Annotated in this window: 9 protein-coding genes and 1 pseudogene; 7 read left to right on the forward strand and 3 right to left on the reverse strand. The window is 75.3% G+C overall.

Annotation, left to right across the window (positions count from 1 at the left end; translation table 11 throughout):
• Positions 1–15 precede the first annotated feature (15 nt).
• The 3 genes from lanKC to ACFWRT_RS32185 all read right to left on the reverse strand — a co-directional run bounded on the left by lanKC (position 16) and on the right by ACFWRT_RS32185 (position 4242).
• On the reverse strand, positions 16–2646 hold the full coding sequence (lanKC, locus tag ACFWRT_RS32175) for a class III lanthionine synthetase LanKC (protein WP_380953901.1): 2631 nt from the start codon (positions 2644–2646) through the stop codon (positions 16–18).
• A gap of 17 nt (positions 2647–2663) precedes the next feature.
• Entirely contained in the window at positions 2664–3947 is a 1284-nt protein-coding gene (locus tag ACFWRT_RS32180; protein ID WP_380953854.1) for an MFS transporter, read from the reverse strand.
• Between the two features lie 133 nt (positions 3948–4080).
• Positions 4081–4242 (reverse strand): hypothetical protein, encoded by a 162-nt coding sequence (locus ACFWRT_RS32185; RefSeq protein ID WP_167344511.1) that lies wholly within the window; start codon positions 4240–4242, stop codon positions 4081–4083.
• 323 nt (positions 4243–4565) lie between these two features.
• Between ACFWRT_RS32185 and ACFWRT_RS32190 the strand changes: the two genes are divergently transcribed.
• The 7 genes and pseudogenes from ACFWRT_RS32190 (at position 4566) to ACFWRT_RS32220 (ending at position 12572) form a co-directional block, all read left to right on the forward strand.
• Entirely contained in the window at positions 4566–5636 is a 1071-nt protein-coding gene (locus ACFWRT_RS32190; protein WP_380953853.1) for a radical SAM protein, read from the forward strand.
• Between the two features lie 62 nt (positions 5637–5698).
• Positions 5699–6429, forward strand: a pseudogene (locus ACFWRT_RS32195) (iron-containing redox enzyme family protein).
• Positions 6426–6653 carry an aroma-sacti cluster domain-containing protein gene (locus ACFWRT_RS32200; RefSeq protein ID WP_380953852.1) on the forward strand — a complete coding sequence of 76 codons (228 nt, stop codon included), beginning with the start codon at positions 6426–6428 and terminating at the stop codon, positions 6651–6653. The pseudogene ACFWRT_RS32195 and the gene ACFWRT_RS32200 overlap by 4 nt, the downstream one beginning before the upstream one ends.
• 169 nt (positions 6654–6822) lie before the next feature.
• Positions 6823–10119 (forward strand): adenylate/guanylate cyclase domain-containing protein, encoded by a 3297-nt coding sequence (locus tag ACFWRT_RS32205; protein WP_380953851.1) that lies wholly within the window; start codon positions 6823–6825, stop codon positions 10117–10119.
• Between the two features lie 3 nt (positions 10120–10122).
• Positions 10123–11034: a S8 family peptidase gene (locus ACFWRT_RS32210; protein WP_380953850.1), complete on the forward strand. Its 912-nt coding sequence runs from the start codon at positions 10123–10125 to the stop codon at positions 11032–11034.
• Positions 11018–11620 carry a GAF domain-containing protein gene (locus tag ACFWRT_RS32215; protein ID WP_380953849.1) on the forward strand — a complete coding sequence of 201 codons (603 nt, stop codon included), beginning with the start codon at positions 11018–11020 and terminating at the stop codon, positions 11618–11620. Before ACFWRT_RS32210 ends, ACFWRT_RS32215 begins: the two co-directional genes overlap by 17 nt.
• Before the next feature lie 163 nt (positions 11621–11783).
• Entirely contained in the window at positions 11784–12572 is a 789-nt protein-coding gene (locus ACFWRT_RS32220; RefSeq protein WP_380953848.1) for a sugar phosphate isomerase/epimerase family protein, read from the forward strand.
• Positions 12573–12701 lie beyond the last annotated feature (129 nt).

The raw sequence follows: 12701 nt of genomic DNA on the forward strand, positions 1-12701 counted from the left end.
CTCACCCCGGGACCGTCACCCCAGGGTGAGCAGTTCCAGCAGGCCGGGCGTTCCCGTTCCGTCCGTGCCTCCGGAGAGGCCCCCGTCCCCGTCCCCGTCCTCGGACAGGAAGTGCAGCGCCAGCAGCAGGCCCGCCGCGCCCGTCGCCAGGTCGGCGGAGCAGCGCCGCAGCCGTGATCCCGGGACCAGCAGCCGGTCCTCCTGGGCGATCAGATGCCAGGAGAGGTTGCGGGCGGAGGCCAGGACGTCGGGTTCCGTACGGCCCTTCGGCGACAACTGACCCGCCGTGGCCATGAGCCCCGCGCGGCCGCTGAACAGGCCTGGCTCCCGGACGAATTCGAGGACGCAGCCCTGCCGCACCCCCGGCAGCAGGGCGGAGAGGGCCGGTGCGGCGCGGCGGGCCAGATACGCCTGGGCCACCAGCGCGACGCCGCCGCTCCCCTGGTCCAGGTAGAGGAAGTGGCGCCGCCCGTCCTTCACCTGGACCGTGCCGCCCGGCATCGTCACGCAGTGCCCGGCCTCCCGCTCCAGGGCCCGGCCGGCCGCCCGCAGGAACCGGTCCTCGCCGGTCAGGGCGTGCAGTTCGAGGTGGAGCAGGGCCGCACCGCTCAGCCCGCGCAGCAGCCCGGCCGACGCGGGCGCGGCCAGACCCGCCACGGACTCACCGCGCACCAGGCGGTCCAGGTCGTCGGCGGTCCGTACGGCCATCTCCACCAGGTCCTGGTCGACCTTGGCGTCGGCGTCCGGCGCCGCGCCCCCCTCACCGGCCGGCCGGGCCAGCCGCAGAGCGGCGAGGGCGATGCCCGCGCGGCCGGTCAGCAGGTCGGCCGAGGCGGACGGGGGTGCGGCGGCGGCCCGTTCGAAGAGCTCCCGGCCCTCATCGCGCCGGCCGAGCAGGGACAGCACGACCGCCGTGCCCGGCAGCCCGTCGTAGAGGCCGCCGGGGGCGCCCGGGTCGCGGCGCCGCGCGGCGTCGGCGAGCCAGTCGGTCCAGGCGGGCTCGACGGGGGCACCGACGCGGTGCAGGGCATACAGCACCCCGGCCGCACCGTGGGCGAGGTCGGTCCCCCCGGTCGCGAAGGCGGCCGGGTCGCCGGGGAAGAGGCGGTCGGTGCGCTCGGGGGTCGCCCCGGCGCGGATGCCCGCGAGGAGGCGGGTCCGCAGCTCCGCCCAGTCGGGGGCGGGCCCGTCGAGCAGCGCGGCGATACCGCTCTCGCCGCCGAAGCGGCTCTCCGCCGCCACCAGCGCGGCGGGGCGCGGAGGTCCCGCGTCGGAGGACAGGCCGTACCTCTGCCGGGCCCACCGCTCCAGGGTGAGGGCCTTGGCCCGGTCGTGGCCGGCCATCTCCATGAGCGGCATCAGCATGGAGAGCCAGGTCGCCCAGAGCGCGTAGGCGTCGGCCTCGGCCCCGGGGGTCCCCGTGGGCGCCTGGAGGCCCGGCGCACCCGCCACCGGGGTGTCCTGGTCGTCGAGGGCGGTGGCGTACTCGAAGTCGATGAGGACCACCCCGCCGTCGGGGCGGATGATGACGTTGGACGGGTGCAGGTCGCCGAAGCGCAGCCCGCGCGCGTGGATCGCCGCCAGCGCCTGCGTGAGCCGCTCGGTCACGGAGTCCACCCAGGCGGTGTACGTGGCGAGTTCGGCGTCCGTGCCCGATCCATGGAGCAGGGCGAAGCGGGCGACGATCTCCTCCAGGAGGGTGGCGCCCTCGATGTGCTCCTCGATCAGGAAGTGGTGCTCCCAGACGCTTCGTACGCCGTACACCTCCGGTACGCAGTCGAGCCCGGCCAGCGCGGTCAGCGCCCGGTGCTCGCGGTGCAGCCGGGTCACCGCGTCGTCGCCGACCGCGTCCAGACCGCAGTGCGGCCGGGCCTCGCGGAGCACCACCCGCCGGTCGGTCTCGCGGTGCCGGGCCAGGTAGATCCCGCCCGCGTTGGAGAACTGGAGGGACTCGGTGACGGTGTACGGGAACGTGGTGTCTCCGGTGGCGGCGCGGGCGGCGAGGTGCGGGCGCAGCACCTCGGGAACGGTGACCCACGGCGGCACTCGGAAGACGACGCCCCGCTCGTCGGGCACCAGCTCGCCCGAGGGGTGGCGCAGCGCGTGGACCCGCTCGCCGTCGGCATCCTGGCACCAGCGGGCGACGAACGCCCCGTACCGGACATATACCGGGGCGTCGCCGATCCGCAGATCGCTGAGGATGTACGGGCCGCGGCGGCCGGTGAGGGTCTGGGTCAGCTCGTCCAGCACCCGGAGGAAGACGGTCTCGTCCGGCGGGTAGAGCGTGAGGAACTTCCCCGCGCCGGAGCGGGCCATGTACTTGTCGGACATCAGCAGGAGCGCCTGCTCGCTGCGGAGGAACTTGAACGGCACCCCGCGGGCGAGGCAGATCCGGGCGGTGTCGCGCAGGGTCGCCTCGGCCTCCTCCGGGACGGTGGAGACGTGGATCTTCCAGCCCTGCTCGGCGAGTTCACGGCCCTGGGGCAGCAGCGAGGTCCACAGTCCGCCCCGGACGCGGCGCCAGCCCTCGGGGGCCGGGGCGGAGTCCAGCGGATAGCGGGTCTTCTCGTCCGGGAGCCGGGCCGGGGTCTCGTAGTACGTGGGGTCGGCGAGGCAGTAGAGCTGGGTCTGCTGGATACCGGACACGGACACGGTGTGCCTCCTCAAAGTGCGCCGGGACCGGCGGCGGCGTCGTGGACGGGGCGGGCGGGGGGCTCTTCGGTCGTCTCCGGCCGCTCCGGTGGCGGGGCCGCCCCGGCCCGGACTGCGGCGGACAGCGTCACCACGGCCGCCGAGACGGCCAGCACGCAGCCGATGACGCCGAAGGCGGAGCTGCTGCCCAGGGTGGCCAGCAGGAGCCCGCCCGCCAGGGGTCCGAACGGCTGGACGATCGAGGACAGGAAGCCCGCGGCGCTCTGCACCCGCCCGATCCGGTCCTCCGGGGTGACGATCAGCAGGGTCGAGAGGAAGCCGATGCTGGCGATCGTCGAGAGGGCCATGCAGAGCGCGCAGAGGACTCCGGCCAGCACCGCGCTGCTGATCCAGGCCAGGGCGGCGGCCGTCAGGACGCAGCTCCAGCAGGTGGCGATGATGAGGGCGCGGGCATGGCGGTCGGGCGCGATCCTGGGGGCGAGGAGCGCGCCGACGAGCGAGCCGGCCGAGACGCAGGTGATGACGAAGCCGCTGCCGAGGCCGGAGGTCCCGTTGTCGGAGAAGACGGCGAGCGCCGTGAAGGTGAGGGCGCCGAACGCGAAGTTCATGCCTAGGCCGAAGACGAGCAATACCGTACGGAGGTACGGGAGTTGCCAGAGGAAGGCGAGCCCGGCGGTGAGTTCGCGGCGGCTGAACACCGAGCCGGCCCGGGTCTGGGCCGCGGAGCGGGTGCGGACGAGGGCGATGCAGAGCGTCGACAGCAGCAGTCCGAGGAACTGGGCCGCGAAGGGCAGCGCTTCGTGGATGCCGAAGAGCGCGCCGCCGACGAGTGGTCCGACCATCTTGACCGTGGCGGTGCGCGCCTGGAGCCGTGCGGTGGCCGTGCCCATCTGGTCCGGCGGTACGACCGCGCGCATCAGCCCGAAGGCGGCGGGGGCGTAGACGCTGCTCAGTACGGCTCCCGAGGTCGCGACCAGGAGGACGAGCACCATGGGGGCGTGCCCGTACCAGACCGCGATGGTCAGGGCGGTGACGGCGGCGAGGCTGCCCGCGTCGCACAGCCGCATCAGGCGGCGGCGCTCGACGCGGTCGGCCATGACCCCGCCCGGCAGCATCGTCACCAGCAGCGCGCAGACGGAGACCGTCCCCACGGCGCCGGCCTGTACGGCGGAGCCGGTCGTCCTGAGGATCAGCAGGGGCAGGGCGAGGGCGCTCATCTGGCCGCCCAGCACGGCGAAGAGGCCGCTCAACCAGAGCAGCCGGAAATCCCGGTTGGAGCGGAGCGGCGTTGCCATCGGGGGCTCCTGTCGTTCGTCTTGTCCGTGCTTCTTCTTGGTGTCTCTTCGTGGTCCTCTTGTTCTTCCTGTGCGCCGAACGCAGGGCGGGGCGGCCTCCGCGGTGTGCGGAGGCCGCCCCGGCTCCGGTCGATCAGCCCAGGACGAGGCTCACGGTGCTGACGCAGTTGCCGGGCACGATCTCGCGGTCGATGACGCCCGGGGTCTCCTGGAGGTCCAGCACGGAGTGCGCCTCGACCTCGGGGGTCTCGGTCTCGTTGTTGTCGCCGGCCGCGGGCTTCGTGTTCTCGGACATGGTGGTCTCCGTCCACTCGTGGTGTGCCGGCCCGGTTCTCGTGGCGTGTGCCGCGGCCCGTTGCCTGCCGTTGCCGAGAAAGTTAGGAGCGCCGGCCTGGGAGACGCTTCGGCCGCGGTATGGGGCCGGTATGGGGCCAGTACGGCGGAGGTCGCGGGTGCTCCACCGAGGGCCCGGAGGCCTGCCCGACCTAGCTGACCTGCACGTATACCGGTCCTGAAGCGATGGCAGACCGCCGGTGAACCGGTACGGCGGAGCCTGGGCGGGTGCGCACCGGCCCCTGGAGTCCGGGCGCGCCCCAGCCCCCGAAGGAGGCGGCCCGTATGGAACTCGCCGAACTCGTCGGACTCCGGCCCTTCCCGGCCGCCGGTCTGCTGCTCGGCCTCACCCGCCGCTGCCCCCTGCGGTGCTGGCACTGCTCGACCGGGTCGGACCTGACCGTGCGGGAGGAGCCGGACGCCGGTCAACTGCTGCGCTTCGTGGGCTCGTTCACCGCCGAGAACCGTCCGGACGTCGTCCTGCTGACGGGCGGGGAACCGCTGCTGGTGCCCACGCTCGCCGGCGAGCTGAGCTTCCTGGCACGACGCGCAGGATCGCGTACGGCGGTGCTGAGCGGGATGTTCTTCGCCCGCTCCAAGGAGATCCCGCCCGCGATCCTGCGCGCGATCGCCCAGGTCGACCACTTCTCCGCGAGCCTGGACGTGCACCACGAGCGGGAGGTGGCGCGCGCGGAGGTGTTCCGGGCCCTGCACCGCATCCGCGATTCGGGCGTCCCCGTCAGCTTCCACCTCACCGGGACCGGCGCCGACGACCCGTACCTGGCCGACATCACCCGGGCGATCGAGAAGGAGTTCGGCGGCCGGGTGCCGTCCCTGGTCAACGAGGTGCGGCCGTTCGGCCGGGCCGCCGCCTGGGCCCGGCCCGCGCGCACCGGCCCCGACCCGTCGGCGGCGGCGCCGTGCTCGATGGCCGCCTGGCCGGTGGTCGCGTTCGACGGTACGGTACTGGCCTGCTGCAACCAGGACACGGTGGACCGGCGGCCCGCCCCGGCCCATCTGGACCTCGGGCACATCGGCTCCGACGACTGGGAGACCGTACGCCGACGGGCCCTGGAATCGCCGGTGTTGCGGATGATCCGTACGGTCGGGCCCACCCATCTGGCCGCCCGCTCCGGCGCCGCGCCCCACGCGGGCTCCTACTGCGACGGCTGCCGCGCGCTGGGCGGCGACGAGGCGGTGGCGGCCGGCGCCCGTGCGGTGGCGGCGGGCCCGGCGGGCGCGCTGCTCGACCTGGCCGCCGCCGAGCGCGGGGCGCGGGGCGGGCCGGAGGGGATCGTCCGGCGGCACGGCTGCTCGGCGTACGCGCCGCTGGTGGGCGCCCGGAGCGCGCGGTGAGCATCACGTGGACGAGCACCGCCGCGCCCACCTCCACCGCTGCCGCTGCCGCCGGCGCTCCCATGAAGGCTTCGACGCGCCTGCGCACCAAACTGCTACTGCTGGAACCGGAGTTCCGGGGCGCGACCACCCATATGTGGCGTCCGGAAGGCCTGTTGCCGCGCTACCGGACGTACCTGTGCACCATGCACGCCGTGATCCGGGCCTCCGTGCCGCTGATGGAACTCGCCCTGCGGCGTACGGCGGAGAGGCCCGGCGACCCGCTGTCGGAACCACTGGCCACCTATCTGGCGGAGCACATCCAGGAGGAGGCCGGGCACGACGCCTGGCTGCTGGAGGATCTGCTCGCGGCGGGCGCCGCCCCCGAGGATGCGCTCGGCCCACAGCCGCCACCGGACGTGGCGACCCTCGTCGGCCCCCAGTACTACTGGATCGAGCACCACCACCCGGTGGCCCTGCTCGGCTACATCGCGGTGCTGGAGGGGTACGCGCCCGCCCCCGGGCTGACCGACCGCATCGGCAGGATCACCGCTCTCCCCGCCGCCGCCCTGCGGACCGTACGGGAGCACGCGGCGCTCGACACGGACCACCTGGACGCGCTGCACGCGCTGCTGGACCGGCTGCCGCTGGCCCGGGACCAGGAAGCGGCCGTCGCGGTCAGCGCGCTGCACTCCCTCGACGCGCTCACCCGGCTGTTCGTCCGGCTCGGGCGCTCCGCACCGGCGCCGTCGCCGCGGGGAGCCGGACCCACCCACCGACCGGACCCACCCCACCGACGGGAGTCACCCGATGACCGGACCACCTCCGCACCCCAATGATCCCGAACAGCTGCCGGTGGAGGCGGTGTTGTACGAGGCGGGCTTCCCCGTGGACCTGCTCACCGAGGAGCAGCGCCTGGTGCTGGGCGAGCTGACACCGCAGGAGCTCACGCTGCTGCTCGACGTGAAGAACCGGCTGGACGCGGTGGGCCCCGAGGTCCAGGCCCACGGCGAGATCGCGGGCGGCGCGCTGTTCTAGGGCGCGCCCGGGGCGCTCGCGGTTCTGCGGCGCCAGGGGCGCTCGCGGTTCTCGCGGCGTCAGGGGGCGCTCGCGCCAGGACGGGGGTCCGGCGCGGGCGCCCCAGGACCGGATCAGCCACCACCCCGCCTTCCGGGGCGCGTGGGACCAGGAGAGTTGAGGACCCGCCATGACCTGCCCCTCGTGCCGACAGGAGCTTCCCTCCACGGCCCGGTTCTGCTCGTCCTGCGGGACGCCGTGCGCCGGTCCTGCGGCAGCCCCCGCCCCCGCCCCCGCCCTCGTCGCTCCGCCCGCCGAGGACGAACGCAAGCCGGTCACCGTACTGTTCTGCGATCTCGTGGGCTCGACCGCCCTGTCGGGGGTGCTGGACCCGGAGACCCTGCGGGCGGTGACCCTGCGGTACTTCGAGGCGATGAGCGCCCAGATCGTGGCGCGCGGCGGCACCCCGGAGAAGTTCATCGGGGACGCGGTCATGGCGGTGTTCGGCGTGCCGGTGGTCCGGGAGGACGACGCTCGGCGGGCCCTGGCGGCGGCGCTCGGGATGCGCCGGGCGCTGGACGCCCTCAACGACGAGCTGTACGCCTCGCTCGGCATCCGGCTGACGACCCGGGTCGGGGTCAACACCGGTCAGGTGGTGGCCGGTTCGGATGCCACGGCCCGCCAGGCCCTGGTCTCCGGCGAGGTCGTCAACATCGCCGCACGCCTGGAGCAGAACGCGGGCCCGGGCGAGATCCTCATCGGCCCGCAGACCCTCCTCGCCGCCGGCCCCACGGTGACGGCCGAGCCCACCGGCCCCCTCCAGCTCAAGGGGAAGCGCGAAAGCGTGGAGGCGTACCGGCTGCTGGCACTGGGCGCGGACGACCCCGAGCTGCTGCGCCGCTTCGACGCCCCCTTCGTCGGCCGCGCCACCGAACTGGAGTCGCTGGAGCGCGCGTTGGAGACGACCGTACGTGATGACCGCCCCGGACTCCTGCGGGTGACCGGCGAGGCGGGCATCGGCAAGACCCGGCTGGTACGGGAGTGGCTGACGCGCCGGGGCGGCGCGGGCGCCTTCGCGTACGGGGCGGGCCGCTGCCGCACCTACGGGGACCACGGCACGCTGGCGCCGCTCGCCGACGCCGTACGCTCCCTGCTCCCGCACACCCACACCCACACCCACACCCACACCCACACCCAGGCCCTCGGGGACGAGGCCACCGACGACGCCATGGCCCTGCTCTCCGGAGGCCTCCTGCGCGACGGCACGCCGAACGCCCCCTTCGAGGACATGTGCGCCGCGCTGACCGTGGTCCTGAAGCGGACGGCCCGGGACCGGCCGGTGGTCCTGGTGTTCGACGACTGGCACGCGGCGGCGCCCCTGCTGGTCCGGACGGTGGACCGGCTGACGGGTGACGCCGGGCCCGCACGGGTCCTGGTGATCTGCGCGGGCCGCCCGGAGGAGGCGGCCGACGAGAAGCGGGAGCACCTCACGCTCACCGGCCTCCCCCGGGAGGAGGCGGCCCGCCTGGCCGCCGGCCTGGCCCGGCTGGACGGTCATGCCGCCCCGGCCGACGAGCGGCTCCTGGCCCGCGCCGAGGGCAACCCGCTCTACCTGGAGCAGCTCCTCGTCGGCGACGGGACCCCCGCCGCGTCGGGGCCGGAAAGGGAGCTGCCGCCCACCCTCCAGGCCCTGCTGGGGGCCAGGATCGGCGCGCTGGCCCGGGCCGAGCGCGGGGTGGTGGACCTGGCCGCCGTGATCGGCCGGGAGTTCGCGGCGGCGGAGCTGGTGCGGCTGGAGCTGTCCGTACGGACGGCGGAGCGGCCCGGAGCCATCGCCGACGGGTACGGACACGGGACCGCCACCGGACACGGACACGGACACGGGCACGGGCACGGGCACGGGCACGGGACCGTCACCGGGCCCGGAAACGCGGCCGCCACCGGGCAGCCGCCCGAGGACCGCCGCCGCGTCGACGAGGCTCTCGCCGCGCTGGCCCTGCGGCGCCTCGTGGAGCCCGCGCCGTCCGGGTCCGGGGAGCCGTCGGCGTACCGGTTCAGCAGCGGGCTGGTCCACGAGGTCGCCTACGCCTCGCTCTCCAAGCGGGCCAAGGCGGAGCGCCACGCGTGGGCGGCCGAGCTGCCGAGCGTGCTGCGGACCGGCGACGGCGCGGTCGGGGGCCATCTGGAGCGCGCCTACCGCTACCGCACCGAGCTGGGGCTGCTGGACGACCGGGCCCGGCTGCTGCGGGACCGCGCCGCCGCCGCGCTGGGCCGGGCCGGGGCCCAGGCCGCCGCCCGCTCCGACCTGCACTGGGCGCACGGGCTGCTGGAGCGGGCGGTGGAGCTGCGGCCGGACGCGGCGGGGGCGCTGCTGGGGCTCGGCGAGGTACGGGTGGCGCTCGGCCGGGTCGCGGAGGGCGCCGAACTGCTGCGCCACGTCAGGGACTTGGGCCACGCGCCGGTGGAGGCCGCGCACGCCCGCCTCGCGCTGGCGGTGCTGGACCCGGCGGCCCGCCCCGGCCCCGCCGCCACCGCCCGCGCGGTGCTGCCGGTCTTCGAGGCGGCGGGCGACGCGGTCGGCCGGGCCCGCGCCCACCTCCGCCTCGCCCAGCAGCTCCAGCAGTCGGGCCGCCACGAGGAGGCGGAGCGCGACCACGCGCGGGCCCTGGAGCACGCGGTGGAGGCCGGGGCGGAGCCGGAGCGGGCCGGGGCCCTCGGCGCGATCGGGATCTCGCTCTGGCGCGGGCCCGTCCCGGTGCCGGACGCGGTGGAACGGTGCCGCGCCCTGCTGGCGGCCCACGGGTCCGGCCGGCCGACGGTCCGGGTCACGCTCAACTGCCCGTTGGCCGTGCTGTACGGGCTCCAGGACCGGGCCGACGACGCGTACGCGTGCCTGGCGGAGGCGGAACGGCTGGCCGGGAAGCTCGGGTTCGCGGAGGCGAAGGTGTTCCTGCCGGTGTTCCGGGCGACCGTGGAGGGGCTGCTCGGCCGGGGCGAGGAGGCCCTGGTCCTGCTGGCCCGGGCGGACGCGGCGGCCCGGCGGATGGGGGCGGCGGGGATGCGGACGGCCGTGGCGCTGGACGCGGCCCGGCTGGAGCTGGACGCGGGCCGTGCTGGCCGGGCGGCGAAGTGGCTGGCGGGCATCGGCGACGCGTCGGGGCTGAGCCGCGCGGACGCCGTCGACCTGGAGGGGCTACGGGCCCGGCTGGCGGCCCGGACCCGCCCGGACGAGGCGTTGCACCACGCCGACAGGGCCGTACGCGCTTCGCTCCTCACCGACTCACCGCTGGTGCAGGCGTCCGCCGAACTGGACCGGGCCCGCACGCTCGCCGCCCTGGACCGCCCGGCTGCCGCCGAGGCGGCGGCCCGGAGCGCCGGGGAGCACTTCGCGGGCAAGGGGCACCTGCCGGGGGCCCGCCGGGTGGCGGCCTTCCTCACGGCGCGGGCGGGACCCACGGCCATGGTCACGACGAGGGAAGGGAGCTGACCGATGGGCGGCACAGGAGAGACGACAGCTGATACGAGGCCGGGGCAGGGCCTGACCTGGAGCCTGCGCGGACGCGGCCCCGAGGACGTCCCCGTACTGGGCGATCCGGGACCGCCGGGCGGACACCCCGCCGGGCCCGCCACCGGACGCGGCGTACGCGTCTGCGTGGTGGACTCCGGCGTGGAACGCGACCATCCGCTGATCGGCGACCTGGCCGCCTCCTGGGTGGTGGTCAAGGACGCGGAGAGCGGCGAGATCACGGTCGAGCCGACGACCACGGGCGACACCTGCGGCCACGGCACCGCGTGTGCGGGGATCATCCGCCGGACCGCGCCGGAGTGCGAGATCCACAGCGTCCGGGTGCTGGGCGAGCGGTTCTCCGGCACCGGGGACATCCTGATGGCAGGGTTGCGCTGGGCGGTCGAGCAGCGCTTCGACGTGGTGAACCTGAGCCTGTCGACCACCCGGACCCGGTTCGCGCAGGAGCTGCACTCCCTCGCGGACAGCGCCTACTTCGCCCGTACGGTGATCGTCGCCTCGGCCCACAACACCCCGGTGGAGAGCTTCCCCTGGCGGTTCGCGTCGGTGATCTCCGTCGGCAGCCACCAGGAGGACGACCCGGCTCTCCACCTCTACAACCCGCAGCCGCCGGTGGAGTTCTTCGGCCCGGGCCAGAACGTCTCCGTGCCGTGGCTCGGCGGCCGGACGATCCGCACCACCGGGAACAGCTTCGCCACGCCGTACGTCGCCGGGCTCTGCGCGCGCATCCTGTCGGCGCATCCCCGGATGACGGCCTTCCAGCTCAAGAACGCCCTCTATCTGTCGGCGGCCAACGTGCGCCACGAGCCGAGCGCCCAGCGCCCCCCGCGTCCCTCAACAGCGGCAGGAGATACCCGCGATGACACCGAAGACTGAATCCGCCCCGGCGTCCCCCCTCACCCCCGCCCCCTCCGACGCCCCCCGCAACGAGCTGCTCCAGTCGGTCGTCGAGGTGGCCCGGGCCATCTTCGGCGCGGCCGCGAGCTCGGTCCTCCTGCTCGACGAGGAGACGGACGAACTGGTCTTCGGGGCGGTCTCCGGGGAGGGCCAGGAGTTCCTGGTGGGGCGCCGGTTCCCGGCCGGGCGGGGGATCGCCGGCTGGGTGGCCACGTCGGGCGAGCCGATGGTGGTGGACGACCTGTCGACCGACCCGTCCTTCGACCGCTCACTGGCCGAGTCCACCGAGTACGTCCCCGACTCCCTGATGGCGGCCCCGCTGATCAGCGACTCCCGCGTCCTGGGGGTGCTCGAAGTGCTGGATGCCTCCCCGCAGGCCCGCTCCGGCGTGCGGGAGCTGGACCTGCTGGCGATGTTCGCCCGGCAGGCGGCGGCCGCGCTGCGGGTGATCACCCCGGAGCCGGTGGCCGCGCCCTCCGCCGGGCGGGCGCTGGAGGGCGCGGAACGCGAGGACGCGCTGCGGCTGCTCGGTAGCCTGGAGCAGGTGCTGCGGGGCACCGCCTGAGACGCTTGCCGTACGCGTACGGGCACGGCTGAGACGCTTACCTTGCGCATACTGGTACCCGGCTGAGACGCCTGCCGTACGCGTACGGGCCCGGGCTGCGGGCAGGAGCCGGGGCAAGGCGCCGGACACGCTCCCGCGCGGTCACGATGGGAAGGACACGCACGTGAAGCTCGCTTTCTCCACGCTCGGGGTGCCGGGAATGCCGGTGGCCGAGGTCGCCCGGCTCGCCGCCGAGCACGGTTACGAGGGCGTGGAACTGCGCGCCCACGCCGAGGAGCCGGTCCACCCGGGCCTCTCCTCCCTGGAGCGGGCCGATGTGGTCGAGGCGTTCAAGGCGGCCGGGGTGGAGATCCTGACCGTGGCCGGGTACGTCCAGGTGGCGGCCGAGGGCGACGACAAGGCCATCTCCGCCGACCTGGCCGACCTGGTGAAGCTGGCCAGGGACCTGGGTGCCCGCTACGTCCGGGTCTTCCCCGGCGGCGGCGACCAGGACCCGGCGGACGCCGACGCGACGGCCGCCCGCCGCCTGGGCTCGGCCGCCCCGGCCGCCGCCGACATGGGCGTCGGCATCCTGCTGGAGACCCACGACTCCCACCGCGCCGGCGCCGACGTGGCCCGGATCGTGGGCACCGTCGGCCACCCCAGGATCGGGGCCATCTGGGACGTCCTGCACACCTGGCTGGCCGGCGAGGACCCGGCCGCCGGCCACGCGGTGCTGGCCCCGCACCTCGGCTACGTACAGGTGAAGGACGTCGCCTCGGCGGACGACCTCACTCCGCTCCCCCTGGGCACGGGGACCCTGCCGCTGGCCGCCTGCCTGGAGCCGCTGGACCCGGAGACCTGGGTCTGCTGGGAGTACGAGAAGCGCTGGCACCCGGCCGCGGCGGACCTCCCGGGCCTGCTCAGCGCGGGCCGGGACCACCTGCTGCGGCTGGGGGCGCCGAAGCAGTAGAGCCGACGACCGGGGCCGGGGGCGCCGAGAAAGCCCCCCCCCCCCCGGCGACGTCACGGTGCTCGACCTGTCCCGGCTGCGCGCGCTGCACGCGGTCTCCATCCATGGCTCCGTCGCCGGTGCCGCGAC

The organism is Streptomyces cyaneofuscatus, from assembly GCF_042718795.1.
Classification (GTDB): domain Bacteria; phylum Actinomycetota; class Actinomycetes; order Streptomycetales; family Streptomycetaceae; genus Streptomyces; species Streptomyces cyaneofuscatus_A.